10 protein-coding genes and 1 tRNA gene are annotated in these 16,440 nt (G+C 72.0%); 9 read left to right on the plus strand and 2 right to left on the minus strand.

Going from position 1 to position 16,440, the window contains the following annotated elements:
- Nucleotides 1-116 precede the first annotated feature (116 nt).
- The 9 genes from ACWDR3_RS05585 (at nucleotide 117) to ACWDR3_RS05625 (ending at nucleotide 15,519) form a co-directional block, all read left to right on the plus strand.
- Nucleotides 117-707, plus strand: coding sequence for a small secreted protein (locus tag ACWDR3_RS05585; protein WP_450351016.1), 591 nt, complete (start codon nucleotides 117-119; stop codon nucleotides 705-707).
- 218 nt (nucleotides 708-925) lie between these two features.
- On the plus strand, nucleotides 926-2,443 hold the full coding sequence (locus ACWDR3_RS05590; RefSeq protein ID WP_450351018.1) for a DUF7059 domain-containing protein: 1,518 nt from the start codon (nucleotides 926-928) through the stop codon (nucleotides 2,441-2,443).
- Between the two features lie 206 nt (nucleotides 2,444-2,649).
- Complete coding sequence (locus ACWDR3_RS05595; protein ID WP_450351019.1) at nucleotides 2,650-5,133, plus strand: protein kinase domain-containing protein; 2,484 nt, start codon at nucleotides 2,650-2,652, stop codon at nucleotides 5,131-5,133.
- 141 nt (nucleotides 5,134-5,274) lie between these two features.
- The gene (locus tag ACWDR3_RS05600) at nucleotides 5,275-5,472 is read left to right on the plus strand and encodes a hypothetical protein (RefSeq protein WP_450351020.1); all 198 of its coding nucleotides are present in this window, start codon (nucleotides 5,275-5,277) and stop codon (nucleotides 5,470-5,472) included.
- Between the two features lie 245 nt (nucleotides 5,473-5,717).
- Nucleotides 5,718-8,549, plus strand: a complete 2,832-nt coding sequence (gene topA / locus ACWDR3_RS05605; protein ID WP_450351021.1) for a type I DNA topoisomerase — start codon at nucleotides 5,718-5,720, stop codon at nucleotides 8,547-8,549.
- A 159-nt stretch (nucleotides 8,550-8,708) separates the two neighbouring features.
- Entirely contained in the window at nucleotides 8,709-12,098 is a 3,390-nt protein-coding gene (gene tmk / locus ACWDR3_RS05610) for a dTMP kinase (RefSeq protein ID WP_450351022.1), read from the plus strand.
- Nucleotides 12,099-12,353: 255 nt separating this feature from the next.
- Nucleotides 12,354-13,559: a DNA polymerase III subunit delta' gene (locus tag ACWDR3_RS05615; protein WP_450351023.1), complete on the plus strand. Its 1,206-nt coding sequence runs from the start codon at nucleotides 12,354-12,356 to the stop codon at nucleotides 13,557-13,559.
- Between the two features lie 180 nt (nucleotides 13,560-13,739).
- Nucleotides 13,740-15,326 carry an alpha/beta hydrolase gene (locus ACWDR3_RS05620; RefSeq protein ID WP_450351025.1) on the plus strand — a complete coding sequence of 529 codons (1,587 nt, stop codon included), beginning with the start codon at nucleotides 13,740-13,742 and terminating at the stop codon, nucleotides 15,324-15,326.
- A gap of 119 nt (nucleotides 15,327-15,445) precedes the next feature.
- Nucleotides 15,446-15,519 (plus strand) — tRNA-Thr (locus ACWDR3_RS05625).
- A 71-nt stretch (nucleotides 15,520-15,590) separates the two neighbouring features.
- Here ACWDR3_RS05625 and ACWDR3_RS05630 read toward each other — a convergent pair.
- Nucleotides 15,591-16,244: a hypothetical protein gene (locus ACWDR3_RS05630; protein WP_450351026.1), complete on the minus strand. Its 654-nt coding sequence runs from the start codon at nucleotides 16,242-16,244 to the stop codon at nucleotides 15,591-15,593.
- Nucleotides 16,241-16,440 (minus strand): alpha/beta hydrolase (locus tag ACWDR3_RS05635; protein WP_450351027.1); only part of this gene is annotated, 200 nt, incomplete at its 5' end. The genes ACWDR3_RS05635 and ACWDR3_RS05630, both read right to left, overlap by 4 nt.

Raw genomic sequence — 16,440 nt, forward strand, 5'->3', positions numbered from 1 at the left:
GCGCCCTTTTCGTGAGCCTTCTCTCGCCTGGTGCAAATGGCTTCAAAAGCGTCTGTAGTGGACGACCGGCATACGGCTGACGTGTGCGCGGCGTGTATGTTCCGGGGCCGAGAGCCATGGAAGGGACCAATCCGGTGAACAAGAAGCTCACGGCCGCGCTGTCCGGCGGTGCGGTACTGGTACTGGCGCTGTCGGGATGCAGCAGCGACGACAGCAACGAGAAGCTGGATGCCTGGGCCAAGCAGGTGTGCGACGCGGTGCAGCCGCAGGCCAAGAAGATCGAGGCCGCGAACGCCGCGATCCAGCAGCAGACCTCGGACAACAGCACTCCGGAGGACGTCCAGAAGACCGACGCGCAGGCGTTCCAGGACATGTCCGACGCCTACAAGGCGATCGGGGACGCCGTGGAGAAGGCCGGGGCGCCGGATGTCGACGACGGTGCGAAGAAGCAGACGGACGCGGTGAAGGAGCTCGACGGGATCGCGACGTCGTACGGCTCCTTGAAGGCGCAGGTCGACAAGCTCGACACCAAGGATCAGGCGAAGTTCGCGGACGGTCTCAAGGACATCGCGACGTCGTTGGACAAGCTGGGGCAGAGCGGGAACGACGCGCTGAAGACGTTGGAGGAGGGGGACGTGGGGAAGGCGATGGCCAAGCAGGCCACTTGTAAGAGTGCGTCGGCTTCTTCTTCGTCCACGGCCAGCTGAGGCGTGTAGTGGGCGCGGATGCGGGTGTGTGAGTGCGGGTGGGCTCGGCGTTGAGGTTGGAGCGTGTTGAGCCGGGGCCCGGCGTTGCAGGCTGTGCCCACCCGTTCCGCCCTGCGGAACGACTGCCCACAGCCGGAGCGGCGCGGGTACGGCTGCGGGTACGGCTGTCGTAGGCGTACCGCTACGCGGTTACTCGTCTGCCCGGACACAATGGGGGCGTGAGTAATTCAGGTCTGCCCACTCTGCCCGCTTCCGATCGTTCCGATGTTGCCGCTCGGCTGCGGGACGCCCTGCTCGACGCGTCCTTCACCGCCGATGGACTGCTCGATCTGCTCGGGGCGCCCGCGTATGCGGCGCTGGCCCGGAGTGAGACCGTGCCTGCGTTGAGGGCTACCAGAGGGGACACCCCGCTCGCGGTGCTCGTGCGGTTGTTTCTGTTGCAGCAGCCTGTGCCGCACGCACGCGTGGAGGGCGTTCTGCCGGTCGCCGCGTGTCTGGAAGCCGGGTGGCTCGTCGCTGTCGGCGCTGACGAGGTCGCCGCGACCGTGGACGTGCGGCCGTACGGCGGGCCCGGCGATGAGGACTGGTTCATCGTGTCCGACCTGGGGTGCGCGGTCGGCGGGGCCGGCGGCATCGGCAGCCGCGAGGAGGGCGTCGTCCTGGGCGTCGGCGGCGCGTCCACCACTCTCGCGGGCATCACCGTGCGTACGCCCGTCCCGGCCGCCCTCGACCTCGGTACCGGCTCCGGCATCCAGGCGCTGCACACCTCACGGCACGCCACGCGCGTGACGGCGACCGACGTCAACCCGCGCGCGTTGCACATCACCGCGCTCACGCTGGCGCTCTCCGGCGCGCCGGCCGCCGAGCTGCGCGAGGGCTCGCTGTTCGAGCCGGTCAAGGACGGGGAGACGTACGACCTGATCGTGTCGAACCCGCCGTTCGTGATCTCGCCGGGCGCGCGGCTGACCTACCGCGACGGCGGGATGGGCGGGGACGATCTGTGCCGCACGCTCGTTCAGCAGGCGGGGGAGCGGCTGACCGAGGGCGGGTTCGCGCAGTTCCTCGCCAACTGGCAGCACGTGGAGGGGGAGGACTGGCAGGACCGGCTCCGCTCGTGGGTGCCGCGCGGCTGCGACGCGTGGATCGTGCAGCGCGAGGTCCAGGACGTCACGCAGTACGCCGAGCTGTGGCTGCGGGACGCCGGCGACCACCGCGAGGACCCGGCCGAGTACCAGGCGCGGTACGACGCGTGGCTGGACGAGTTCGAGGCGCGCAAGGTGCGGGCCGTCGGCTTCGGCTGGATCACCCTGCGGAAGACGGATGCCGCCGAGCCCTCGATCCTCGCGGAAGAGTGGCCGCACTCGGTCGAACAACCGCTCGGGGACGCCGTACGGGCGCACTTCGAGCGGCTCGACTACCTGCGGGCGCACGACGACGCGGCGCTGCTCGAAGAGCACTTCAGGCTCGCCGTGGAGGTCATCCAGGAGCAGGTCGGGCTGCCCGGTGCCGAGGACCCCGAGCATGTGGTGCTGCGCCAGCACCGCGGGATGCGCCGGGCGACCAAGGTGGACACGGTCGGCGCGGGGTTCGCGGGCGTGTGCGACGGCTCCCTGAGCGCCGGTCGCATCCTGGACGCGATCGCCCAACTGGTCGGCGAGGACCCGGTCCTGCTGCGCGACCGCACACCGGCCCAGATCCGACTCCTGGTGGAGCAGGGCTTCATCGAACCGGCCTGATTCCGGTCGGAGCACGGCTCGGTTCGGGTCCGGGTGTGACGGGTGCGCGTCACGGCTGGGGCGCGCCCGCACCCCTGATGCCCCTGTGTCCGACCTGATGGGACTGGCCCCGAAAAGGGCTGCTGTCAGTGGCGGGTGCGAAGCTATCTTCGTGGGACAGGCCGCACGCGTTCTCGGGGGAGGCGCGCTGTCTCGGGGGAGGCACGATGGCGGGGGAGACGCCGGATCAGGGCGAGGACAGGATCATCAACGGCCGGTACCGGCTGACGCGGACGCTCGGTGCGGGCGGCATGGGTCGGGTCTGGCTCGCGTACGACGAGGAGTTGGCCTGCGAGGTCGCGATCAAGGAGATCGCGCTCGCGGACGTGCCGATGGACCCGAGCGCGCCGTCCCAGCGCATCGCGCGCGCCCGTAGCGAAGCCCGGCACGCGGCCCGCCTGCGCGGCCACCCGCACGTGGCGACCGTGCACGACGTGGTGATGCACGAGGGGCTGCCCTGGATCGTCATGGAGTACGTGCCGGATGCGGTCGACCTCCAGGCGGTCGTACGGCGGACGGGGCCGCTGTCGCCCGTCCAGACGGCCCGCATCGGGCTCGCCGTGCTCGACGCGCTGACCGCCGGGCACCGCATCGGCATCCTCCACAGGGACGTGAAACCGGCCAACATCCTTCTGGCCTCTGACGCTTCGGGCGAGCCCTACGCGCGCGTGCTGCTCACCGACTACGGCATCGCGCTCCAGCCCGAGTCCCGCGAGCCGCGCCTGACCGCCACCGCCGGCATCCTCGGCACGCCCGGCTATCTCGCCCCGGAGCGCGCGCGGGGTGAGCCGCCGACACCGGCCGCCGACCTGTTCTCCCTGGGTGCCACGCTGTACGCGGCCGTCGAGGGCCGCGGCCCCTTCGACCGCCACGGCGACTACGCCACCCTGACGGCCCTGCTCGGCGAGGAACCGACCCCGGCGCAGCGGGCCGGTGAACTGACCCCGGTGCTCCAGGGGTTGCTGGTCAAGGACCCCGTTCGCAGGTCGTCGCCCGAGACGGCCGCGCGGGGGCTGGAGCGGGTGGTGCGGGGGGCTCCGCAAGGGGCGGCCGACGGGGGCGGAGGAGGGGGATTCGGGCCACCTGTCGGGTACGTCCAGGGTGTGCCGCCCGGGTACGTGGGCGGTCCGGTGCCGGGGTACGTCAGCAGTCCTGAGCCGGGATACGTCGGCAGTCCTGAGCAGGGTTACGTCGGCGGCCAGCCGCCGGAGTACGCGGCCGGCTGGAGTGGCGGTCCCGGGGCGGGGGCTCCGCAGACTCCGGGTGCGCCCCAGGGCCCGAACTCCCCACAGACACCGCACACTCCGGCGGGCGGTCCTGCGGGTCCTGCCGGCCCGCCCACGCCCGGCGCCACGCCGGGGGCGCCGCCCGGGGCATCGGCCTACGACATGTGGGCGCCGCCCACCCCGCAGCGCGCCGTGGATCCGGCCAACCCGTACGCGCAGCCGGCGCCCGAGGGTGTCACTCCGGCGTCCGCTCCAGGGAGTGCGGGTTCGGGGCCGTACGGCGGAGGAGGCGTCCCGCCGACGTACGCGCAGGGTGGCGCACCGCCCTACCCAGGCGGCGCCCCTACACCGCCGTATCCAGGCGGCGGCCCGACACCGCCGTATCCAGGTGCCGGCACGACACCGACCCACGCGAGCGGCGGCCCAGGTGGTTATTGGAGTTCTGCCGCCCCTACGGCTCACGGGCCCGGTGGTCCGATCGGGCCCGGTAGCGGTGGGCCCGCGTTGCCTCCAGGGGCGCCCGGGAAGCGGCGGTTGGCGGTGGTCGCGCTCGTCGTGGGGGTCGTGCTCGTCATCGCCGGTGGTGCGTGGGGGGTTGTCTCCCTGGTCGGCGGGGACGGTGGCGGGGGCAAGAACAGTGCGGCGACGAAGAAGTCCGCGTCGCCGAGCGTGTCGCCGAGTTCGGCGGCGCCGACCGGGCCGGTGCTGCCGTACGGGGATGTGGTGGGGCTCAGCCGGCCGCTGGAGACCGGGGACTGTGTGAAGGCGGTCTGGTCGGGGACGCCGTTCGAGTCGGCGCCGAACCTCGGGGTCGTGGACTGCAGGAACGACTGGCCCGACGGGCAGGTCGTGGCGGTCGACACGGCCACCGATTACGCCGACGCCCGCGCTCAGGGCGCGCGGCGCTGCGAGAGCCAGAGCAGGGCGGTCGTGGACGCGCTGCCGGACGCGGCCGGGTACGCCGTCGTACCGACGAAGGAGGGGTTCGGGGCGGCCGACAGCGGTACGGCGTGTCTCGTACTGGGACGGCATGCGGCGATCGGCGGCGAGGTGGGCAGTTTCCGGGACGCGGGTTCGAATCTGTGGGTCGGTCAGATGAGTGTCGGCGACTGCTGGGAGTACGTGGAGGTGGAGGACGGCTACAAGGCGCCGCTCACCGACTGCGCCGAGCCGCACACCGACCAGGTCATAGGCGCTGTCCAGGCGCCGGAGAAGATGAGTTTCAAGAAGGGGTCCGAGAACGCGACCAAACTCTGCGGCAACAAGTTCGAGTCGACCTGGGCGCCGGGGTCGGAGCGGGTCGTGTACGGCTGGGTGGCCGATCAGGACGACTGGGACCGGGGCTTCAGCAAGGTGGTGTGCACGGTGAGTCGCTCGGACAACACGAAGACGACCGGAAAGATACCTGTGCCCGGCTCCGTATGAGCCGGGTGCGGGACGGGTGCTCCGGTGAGCCCACAGGCGCGTCGGCCCCGCGTTCACCTGGGGTTCGTCTGTGCGCCGTCCGCTCGTGTCAGCCTCCACGGGCCGGGCACGCGCGGACGGGAGAAAAGGGGCAACGGGAGCATGGAGAGCGGACCTGCGATCTTCGCGGGAGTGGTGTTCGCCCTGTTCGGAGGCGGGCTGCTGGTGTGGACGGTGAGCCGGGCGCGGCAGGGGGAATCGGTCGCGCAGGGTGTGAGTCCGGTCGCATCGGTGACGATCGCGAGCCTCGCGTCGCTGATCGCGCTGGTTCTCGGCGTCTGGTGCTTCACAAGGGTCTGAAAGCGGGCCCGGAGCTGGGACTCCGACAACTGGGAGGCGACCCTCCGGTCAGGCGCGAAAGAGCCGGTGGGTACTCCGGGCGGCAGGAATGGCGGTAGTCGGGTTACCGTTCGAGTGGCCGTTGCGGGCTTTTCCCGTTTGACACGGGGGCGGGATGTACCGTCACACTCCGCAGCGTCACCATGACCCGACCCCGGCTGGAACGCCTGGGGAGGCCCCAGCGTCGACCGGAGAGAAGAGCGAAGTTGTCCCCGACCAGCGAGACCGCACACGGCGGCCGCCGACTCGTCATTGTCGAGTCGCCCGCCAAGGCGAAGACGATCAAGGGCTACCTTGGCCCCGGATATGTCGTCGAGGCGAGTGTCGGGCACATCCGCGACCTTCCCAACGGCGCCGCGGAGGTGCCCGAGAAGTACACGGGCGAGGTCCGTCGGCTCGGCGTGGACGTCGAGCACGACTTCGAGCCGATCTATGTGGTCAACGCCGACAAGCGGGCCCAGGTCAAGAAGCTCAAGGACCTGCTCAAGGACTCCGACGAACTCTTCCTGGCCACCGATGAGGACCGCGAGGGCGAAGCCATCGCGTGGCACCTCCTGGAGGTCCTGAAGCCCAAGGTCCCGGTCAAGCGCATGGTGTTCCACGAGATCACCAAGGACGCGATCCGCGCCGCCGTGGCCAACCCGCGCGACCTCAACCAGCTGATGGTCGACGCCCAGGAGACCCGACGCATCCTCGACCGCCTCTACGGCTACGAGGTCTCGCCGGTCCTGTGGAAGAAGGTCATGCCGCGCCTGTCGGCCGGCCGTGTCCAGTCCGTCGCGACCCGGCTCGTGGTGGAGCGGGAGCGCGAGCGCATCGCGTTCCGTTCCGCCGAGTACTGGGATCTGACGGGCACCTTCGGGACCGGCCGGGCCGGTGACGCGAGCGACCCGTCGTCCCTCGTCGCCCGACTCCAGGCCGTCGACGGCAAGCGGGTCGCCCAGGGCCGTGACTTCGACTCCCTGGGCCAGCTCAAGAGCGCGAACACCCTCCACCTCGACGAGGCCAACGCCCGCGCGCTGGCCGCCGCTCTGGAGAACACGCGGTTCGCCGTCCGCTCCGTCGAGTCGAAGCCGTACCGCCGCTCGCCGTACGCGCCGTTCCGTACGACGACGCTCCAGCAGGAGGCCAGCCGCAAGCTCGGTTTCGGCGCGAAGGCCACGATGCAGGTCGCGCAGAAGCTGTACGAGAACGGCTACATCACCTACATGCGTACGGACTCCACGACCCTGAGCGAGACGGCCGTCAGTGCCGCCCGCGCCCAGGTGACGCAGCTGTACGGCGCCGACTACCTGCCGGCCCAGCCGCGTGTGTACGCCGGGAAGGTCAAGAACGCGCAGGAGGCGCACGAGGCGATCCGCCCGTCGGGTGATCGTTTCCGCACGCCCGCCGAGACCGGCCTGACCGGCGACCAGTTCCGGCTCTACGAGCTGATCTGGAAGCGGACCGTCGCCTCCCAGATGAAGGACGCGGTCGGCAACAGCGTCACCGTGAAGATCGGCGGCACCGCGGCCGACGGCCGGGACGTCGAGTTCAGCGCCTCCGGCAAGACGATCACCTTCCACGGCTTCCTCAAGGCCTACGTCGAAGGCGCGGACGACCCGAACGCCGAGCTGGACGACCGCGAGCGCCGGCTGCCCCAGGTCGCCGAGGGCGACGCGCTGACCGCCGAGGAGCTCACGGTCGACGGGCACGCCACCAAGCCCCCGGCCCGCTACACCGAGGCCAGCCTCGTCAAGGAGCTCGAAGAGCGCGAGATCGGCCGCCCGTCGACGTACGCGTCGATCATCGGCACGATCCTCGACCGCGGCTACGTCTTCAAGAAGGGCACGGCCCTGGTGCCGTCCTTCCTGTCCTTCGCCGTGGTCAACCTCCTGGAGAAGCACTTCGGGCGGCTCGTCGACTACGACTTCACCGCCAAGATGGAGGACGACCTCGACCGCATCGCCAGCGGTGAGGCGCAGGCCGTGCCGTGGCTGCGGCGCTTCTACTTCGGCGAGGGCGAGGCGCGCGGCGCCGCCGAGGCCGGCAACGGCGACGGCGACCACCTGGGCGGCCTCAAGGAGCTCGTCACCGACCTGGGCGCGATCGACGCCCGCGAGGTGTCGTCCTTCCCGGTCGGCAACGACATCGTGCTGCGCGTGGGCCGCTACGGCCCCTACGTCGAGCGCGGCGAGAAGGACTCCGAGAACCACCAGCGCGCCGACGTGCCCGAGGACCTCGCGCCGGACGAGCTGAGCATCGAGCACGCGGAGGAGCTGCTCGCCAAGCCGAGCGGTGACTTCGAGCTGGGCGCCGACCCCGAGTCGGGCCACCAGATCATCGCCCGCGACGGCCGCTACGGCCCGTACGTCACCGAGGTGCTCCCCGAGGGCACCCCGAAGACCGGGAAGAACGCCGTCAAGCCGCGTACGGCCTCGCTGTTCAAGTCGATGACCCTCGACACGGTGACGCTGGCCGACGCGCTCAAGCTGATGTCGCTGCCGCGCGTCGTCGGCACGGACGCGGACGGCGTGGAGATCACCGCGCAGAACGGCCGCTACGGCCCGTACCTGAAGAAGGGCACGGACTCGCGGTCGCTGACGGCCGAGGACCAGCTCTTCACGATCACGCTGGAAGAGGCGCAGGCGATCTACGCCCAGCCCAAGCAGCGGGGCCGCGCCGCCGCCAAGCCGCCGCTGAAGGAACTGGGCACGGACCCGGTCAGCGAGAAGCCGGTCGTGGTGAAGGACGGCCGCTTCGGGGCGTACGTCACCGACGGGGAGACCAACGCGACCCTGCGCTCCGGCGACAGCGTCGAGGAGATCACCCCGGAGCGCGGCTACGAGCTGCTCGCCGAGAAGCGCGCCAAGTCGCCCGCCAAGAAGACCGCGAAGAAGGCGCCCGCCAAGAAGGCCGCACCGGCCAAGAAGGCGACGGCGGCCAAGAAGACCGCGGCGAAGAAGACGACGACGGCCGCCAAGAAGACGACCACGAAGAAGGCCGCCACCAAGACGGTCGCCAAGAAGGCGACGGCTTCGAACTCGGCCGACGACTGACAGAGGTTCAGGGCAGGCGTTCAGGGCGGGGCCTTTTGTGGGCCCCGCCCTTCACGTTCCGTTCGCGAAACGAACGCCTCGGCATCAGTTTGGTGTCGGGGCGTGCGCACGTTCGGGTGGGCGCCGTGTCCTGTCAGTCCGTCCCGATAGGCTGAAAGCATGACGCGAGCCGAGCAGCCAACGGCCCACCACCCGGCCCCCGACGACGCCCTTGTCGCGGACTCCCGCGAGCGCGCCGTCCGCGCCCTGTTGCGCCAACCGCAGTTGAAGCGATTGTGGAGCGCACAGTTCGTGGGGTCCGTCGGCGACACCCTCGCCCTGCTGGCGCTGGTGCTCCTCGCCCTGCAGGCGGCGATCGCCGAGGGCTCTTTCGGCGGCGGCTACCGAGGCGTGGCGTTCGCAGTGGCGACCGTTTTCGCCGTGCGCGTCCTCGCGACGCTCCTCTTCGGCGCCGTGCTCCTGGGCCCGCTCACCTCGCTGACCTCGCACGAGGGCCCGCTGGACCGCCGCTGGACCATGGTCGGCGCCGACGGACTGCGCGCCCTGGTGCTCATCGTCGCGCCCCTGTGGATCGACTGGACGCCGGACGACGCACTGGCCGTCCTCCTGGTCACCGCCTTCGTCACCGGCGTCGCCGAGCGCTTCTGGACGGTGTGCCGCGAGAGCGCGGCCCCCGCGCTGCTGCCGGCCCCGCCCCTGGAGGGCGCGACGGTACGACCGCTGCCGGACCACATGGACGCGCTGCGCCGCCTCTCGCTGCGCACGACCTTCGTGGCGATTCCCGCCGCGGCCGTCGTGCTCGTCGTCGCGGGGCTCCTCAACAACCTGCTGGGCACCGGGATCGAGTGGTTCGCGCAGCACCAGGCGGCCCTCGCGTCGTACGTCGCGGCCGGACTGTTCGCCGCGTCCCTGTCCGTGGTGACCTTCCTGGAGCTGCCCGACGCCCGTACGCCACGCGCGCGTTCACCGCTGGAGGGCCTGCGCCGCCCCAAGACGGGCAGCGGCGTCGACAAGGGCCGCACCGGAGCCATCCCGCTGCTGGTGCCGGCCACCGCCGCGATCGCCGGTGCGATCGCCGCGGCCGTCTCCGTGTCCGTGCTGCACGCCAAGGACCTGGGCGGCGGCCCGGTGACGTACGGGCTGCTGGTGTTCGGGCTGACCGGCGGTGTCGTCGTCGGCATCCGTACGGCGCCCAAGGTGCTGGTGTCGCTGTCGCGGCGCCGGCTGCTCGCGCTGGCGATCGCCTTCACCGGCGTCGCCCTGCTGGCCGCGGGGCTCGTCCCGGACGTCACCACGGTGCTGCTGATCGTCGCGCTGGCCGGCGTCGGCGCGGGCGTGGCCGCCAACACCGGGCACACCCTGCTCGACCAGGAGGCCGAGGACTCCCGGCGCGCCCGCACCACCGAGCATCTGCACGCGGTGGTACGGGTCTTCGTGGCGCTCGGCGCGGTGATCGCCCCGCTGGTCGCCGCCGGAATCGGGCCGCACCGGCTTGAGAACGGCAAGTTCGTGTTCGCGCACGGCGGCGCCGCCTTCACCCTGATGCTGGTCGGCGCGCTGCTGCTGCCGCTGGCCGCGATGGTGCTTGCCAAGGCCGACGACCGCTCCGGGGTGCCGCTGCGGCACGACCTGCGCGACGCGCTGCTCGGCGGCGACGACCCGGTGACGGTGCCCGCGACGAGCGGTTTCTTCATCGCCCTTGAGGGCGGCGACGGCGCCGGGAAGTCCACCCAGGCCGAGGCGCTCGCCGAGTGGATAAGGGCCAAGGGCCACGAGGTCGTGGTGACGCGCGAGCCCGGGGCGACGCCGGTGGGCAAGCGCCTGCGGTCGATCCTGCTGGACGTGTCGAGCGCGGGACTCTCGCACCGCGCGGAGGCGCTGCTGTACGCGGCGGACCGCGCGGAGCACGTGGACACCGTGGTCAGGCCCGCCCTTGAGCGCGGCGCGGTGGTCGTCTCGGACCGCTACATCGACTCCTCGGTGGCCTACCAGGGCGCGGGCCGCGACCTGTCCCCGACGGAGATCGCCCGCATCAACCGCTGGGCGACCGACGGCCTCGTACCGCATCTGACCGTCCTGCTGGACGTGTCCCCGGACGTCGCCCGCGAGCGCTTCACCGAGGCGCCGGACCGACTGGAGTCCGAGCCCGCCGAGTTCCACGCGCGTGTGCGCTCCGGCTTCCTCACGCTGGCCGCGGCCGACCCCGGGCGCTACCTCGTCGTGGACGCGGGCCAGGAGCCCGAAGCCGTCACGACCGTCGTACGCCACCGGCTCGACCAGATGCTGCCGCTGTCCGAGGCCGAGGTGAAGGCCCAGGAGGAGGCGCGGAAGAAGGCCGAGGAGGACGCCCGGCGCAGGGCGGAGGAAGAGGCCGCGCGCAAGGCGGAGGAGGAGCGGCTGGAGCGCGAGCGCCAGGAGCAGTTGGAGCGGCTGCGCGCCGAAGAAGAGGAGCGCAAGCGGCGCGAGCTGGAGGAGGCGCAGCGGCGCGAGGCCGAGCGGCAGGCGGAGGAGGCCCGGCTGCGCGCCGAGGAGGCCCGCCGCCGTGCCGAGGAGGAGCGCGTCCGGCTCCTCGCGGAGGAGAAGGCCCGCGCCGAGGAGGAGGCCCGCCGCAAGGTCGAGGAGGACCGGCGCCGCAAGCAGGCCGAGGAGGAGGCCCGGCTGCACGCCGAGGCCGAGGCCCGACGCCTGGAGAAGCAGCGCAAGGCGGAGGAAGCGCTGCTGCGGGCCGAGGAGGCACGGCGACTGGCGGAACGGGCTGCGGCTGCGGCGGAGGCGGGGCCGGGGACTGCGACAGGGCCGGCGACGGGGTCGGGGCCGGCGGGTGCCGGGGGTTCGGCCGGCGCGGCTGCGTCAGGGGCGGCTGCGGCTGCTTCGGGGGCGCGGCCGGAGGCGACGACTGTGCCGACGCCGGTTGTGTCGCCGACGGAGGCCGCGGATGGCGTGAAGGGGTCCGGCGGGGCTGAGGCTTCTGGTGGGCCGGCCAAGTCCGGTGGGGCGGCGGACGATACGGCTGTGCTGCGGCCGGTGCGTGAGGACGACGCCGATGGTTCTGGTGGCGGGCGCGCAGGCAAGGAGTCCGCGTCCGAGGTGACGGCGCAGTTGCCGCAGCCACCGGCTCCCGCGGGGGCCGCCGACGAGACGGCGGTACTGCCGCCGGTTACGCCGGGTGCGGCTGATGAGACGGCCGTGTTGCCCTCGGTCGGGTCGGGTGCGGCGGACGAGACGGCCGTGCTGCCGCCCGTGCCGCCGGGCGCGGCCGACGAGACCGCCGTACTGCCTCCCGTCCGGGACGACGCGCCTGCAGATCGGGTTCCGCCGGGATTCTTCCGGGAGGGGCCGGCCGAGGCGCCGCCCGAGCGGGGCGAGGACCGTACGCGGGAGATGCCCCAGGTCGACGCCGAGGGCGCGCCCAAGCGGCGGCCGCGGTCGGACTGGGCCGAGGAGACGCCGTTGGACGATCTGCCGTCGCTGGCGGACGAGTTGCTCGGTCCGCGGGACGACGACGAGATCGACGAGGGGCGTGGACGGCGTTGGGGGCGGCGGGGCTGAGGCCGCTGTCCGCGGGGGCCCGGGTTGACGTTGGTTGTTCGGTCGGCTGCGTTGCGGCCGGCCGCTGCCTTCGCTGCTTCCGCTGACTCCGTTGCTGGGTCGGCGTCCTGGCTCGGGGCGGCGCAGAGCCCCGTTCGGAGGCGGCTCGCAGGCTCGTTCGGAGCCGGACCGGCGCCCGTCCCGGACCCCGTTGTCAGTGGTGGCCCGCACAATGGAAGCCGCATCGCGAAACGTGACGGAAGGGCGGGGTGAGGCATGACCGTCTGGGACGACCTCGTCGGCCAGGAGAAGGTGGCCGAGCAGCTCGCCGCCGCTGCCCGGGACGCCGACGCCCTGGTCACGGCGGCCGGTACCGACACCCCGCCGCCCGAGGCGTCGAAGATGACGCACGCGTGGCTCTTCACCGGGCCGCCGGGCGCCGGGCGTACGCAGACGGCAAGGGCGTTCGCCGCCGCCCTGCAGTGCGTGTCCCCGGACCGGGCGCTCGGCGGATCCCCGGGCTGCGGGTTCTGCGAGGGCTGTCATACGGCGCTCATCGGCACGCACGCCGACGTCACCACCGTCGCCGCCGTGGGCACGCAGATCCTCGCCGACGACATGCGGGACACCGTCCGGAAGTCGTTCACGTCACCGGCGACCGGCCGCTGGCAGATCATCCTCGTCCAGGACGCCGAGCGGCTGAACGAGAAGTCGGCCAACGCCGTCCTCAAGGCCGTCGAGGAACCCGCCCCCCGCACGGTCTGGCTGCTCTGCGCGCCCTCGCTGGAGGACGTGCTGCCCACCATCCGCTCCCGCTGCCGCCACCTCAACCTGCTGACGCCCTCGGTCGACGCCGTGGCCGACATGCTCGTACGGAGGGAAGGGATCGAACCGGCCGTCGCCGCCGCCGCGGCCCGCGCCACCCAGGGGCACGTCGACCGCGCCCGCCGCCTCGCCACCGACCCGGCCGCCAGGGAGCGGCGCACCGCGGTGCTGAAGCTGCCGCTGCGGGTCGAGGACGTCGGCAGCGCGCTCAAGGCCGCCCAGGAGCTCGTCGACGCGGCTGCCGAGGACGCCAAGCAGCTCGCCGAGGAGGTGGACGGCAAGGAGACCGAGGAGCTGAAGGCGGCGATGGGCGGGGGCCAGGGCAGCCGGATGCCGCGTGGCACGGCGGGGGTGATGAAGGACCTGGAGGACAAGCAGAAGCGGCGCCGCACGCGTACGCAGCGCGACAGCCTCGACCTCGCCCTGACCGACCTCACGTCCTTCTACCGAGACGTCCTCGCCCTCCAGTTCGGCTCCCGCGTCGCCATCGCCAACGCGGACGCCGGCGACACCCTGGACCGCCTCGCCCGCGCGGGCTCCCCGGAGTCGACCCTCCGCCGTATCGAGGCGATCGCCGCGTGCCGGGACGCCCTCGACCGGAACGTGGCTCCGCTGCTGGCGGTGGAGGCGATGGCGATGGCGCTCAGAGCGGGCTGAGTCGAGCTGGAAGCGAGTTGGGCTGTGGCGGAGGCGGGCTGAGCCGAGCCAGGGCGGCTCTCGGGCGCCGTTCCCCTCAGCCGGACCTGGCCGATCAACGGGAGGTTGACGACGTAACTCGTACGAGGTTCATCGCACACGGAGAGCATCCGTCGCATCGCGCAGCGTTACGCTCGCGTGATGCACTTCAGGCGCCGCAGCATCCGCCCCGGTCGATCACGGACCGCCGCCGTTCTCCTTGCCACCACCGCCTTGCTCGCCTCCGCCTGCTCGTCCTCCGGTTCGGCGACCTCCGTCGACGGTGCCGCGTCCGTGGCGCTGGCCGCGCTGCCGCGGGCCACGCCGGCATCACTCGCGCCGTACTACGGGCAGAAGCTGAGCTGGCGCAGCTGCGGGGTCCCCGGCTTCGAGTGCGCCACGATGAAGGCGCCGCTCGACTACGCCGAGCCGGACACCGGTGACGTCAGGCTGGCCGTCGCGCGGAAGAAGGCGACGGGCAAGGGCAAGCCGCTCGGGTCGCTGCTGGTGAACCCGGGTGGTCCGGGCGGCTCGGCGATCGGTTACCTGCAGCAGTACGCGGGGATCGGGTACCCGGCCGAGGTGCGGGCCCGTTACGACATGGTTGCCGTCGACCCGCGCGGGGTCGCCCGCAGCGAGCCCGTGGAGTGCCTCGACGGGCGGGCCATGGACACGTACACGCAGACGGACACCACGCCGGACGACAAGAAGGAGACCGGTGAACTCGTCGACGCGTACAAGGAGTTCGCGGAGGGCTGCGGGGAGCGCTCGCCGGAGCTGCTGCGGCATGTCTCCACCGTCGAGGCGGCGCGGGACATGGACATCCTGCGGGCGGTGCTGGGGGACAAGAAGCTGACGTACGTGGGGGCTTCGTACGGGACGTTCCTCGGGGCGACGTACGCCGGGCTCTTTCCCGATCGGGTGGGGCGGCTGGTGTTGGACGGGGCGATGGATCCGTCGCTGCCCGCGCGGCGGCTGAACCTCGACCAGACGGCGGGGTTCGAGACGGCGTTCCAGTCCTTCGCGAAGGACTGCGTGCAGCAGCCGGACTGCCCGCTCGGCCGCAAGGGCACCACGCCCGCGCAGGTCGGCAAGAACCTGAAGGCCTTCTTCCGCACGCTGGACCGGCACCCGATCCCGGCCGGTGACGCGGACGGCCGCAAGCTCGGCGAGGCGCTCGCCACGACCGGGGTGATCGCGGCGATGTACGACGAGGGGGCGTGGGCGCAGTTGCGGGAAGCGCTGACGATGGCGATGAAGGAGAAGGACGGGGCGGGACTGCTGGTGCTGTCGGACAGCTACTACGAGCGGGACGCGAAGGGCGGCTACTCGAACCTGATGTTCGCGAATGCCGCCGTCAACTGCCTCGACCTCCCGGCGGCGTTCTCGTCCCCGGAGCAGGTGGAGGAGTCGCTCCCTGCCTTCGAGAAGGCCTCCCCGGTCTTCGGCGAGGGCCTGGCCTGGGCCTCCCTGAGCTGCGCGTACTGGCCGGTCAAGCCCACGGGCGAGCCGCACCGGATCGTGGCGAAGGGCGCGGCCCCGATCGTCGTGGTCGGCACCACGCGGGACCCGGCGACCCCGTACGGCTGGGCCCGCGGCCTGTCCCGCCAGCTCTCCTCGGCGCGCCTGCTCACCTACGAGGGCGATGGCCACACCGCGTACGGCCGCGGCAGCGACTGCATCGACTCCACGATCGACACCTACCTGCTCCACGGGACGCCTCCGGCGGAGGGAAAGCGCTGCTCATAGGGGGTGCGGTCGGTTTCGTACCGGCCTCGGGGGGCGCTGCTCCGGGGCCGGTACGGAGCACCCCTCGAAACTGTGTAGACTTTCCGACGTTGCTGATCGCACCATGGTGTGACCAGCGCGCCGCCTTAGCTCAGATGGCCAGAGCAACGCACTCGTAATGCGTAGGTCTCGGGTTCGAATCCCGAAGGCGGCTCTGCCGAAGCCTCAGGACTCACTCGCCGTGACCTGGGGCTTTTGCTTTTTTCGGAGGTGGCGGCGGGCGGATCAGCCCGCCATGCCGTCCAGCAGGTGGCTGTGGCGCAGTCGCAGCGCCCGTTCCGTACTGGCTGCCAAGGTGGCGATGCCGAGCGCGATGTTGCCCCACGTCGGCACGTCGACGGGCGAGGTGAAGGTCCCGGTGTGCTGGGCGATGCCCTCGGACTCGGTGAGCTGTTCGGCGAGTTGTGGCACGAGGACGGCCAGGGCGGTGACCAGTACACAGAGGGAGAGGAGACCGATGGTGCGGCTCAGCGTGGGGTGCGCGCGGTCGAGGCGCGCCCGGCGCCCCTCGGCGGAGTCGGGGTCCGGGACCAGTTGGACCTCGCGGCCGTCGTCGGTGACGTAGTGGCAGCGTTTGAGGCCGAATCCGCTCATCCTCACTTCGACGGTGCCGCCCGGGACGGGGAGGACGGCAGGGAGCTTGGACACGGCGTGCAGCCGGCCGTCGCGATACAGGTGGGCCTTGACGTTGCCGGACGACTGGTTCTGCCAGTGCCTGATGTCGACGGCGTAGACCGTCGTCCGGCCGTCGTCGCCCGTGAGGCGCAGAGAGAGCAGCGCGCGGAAGGGCAGTTGCCACCAGCGGAAACGCTTCAGTTCCCGGCCGTCCCCTGGCATGACCCGCTGTACGGCACGACGGCGCCGCCACTCCTTGATCACGAGTCCGCTCCCGTTGCCGCCGCGCAGGCGAGGTCCTCGGCCGGGCGCTGTCCGTCGGTCAGGAACGCTGTCACCGTGTTGTTCGCACAGGTGTTGCGGCCGAACGGGTAGACACCGTGCCCGCCCTGGTCGGCGGTCACCATCGTGGCCCGGTCGCCGAGGGCCCGCCGCATCTTCATGGCGCCGGCCAGAGGTG

This window comes from Streptomyces sp. NPDC001002 (assembly GCF_053599215.1).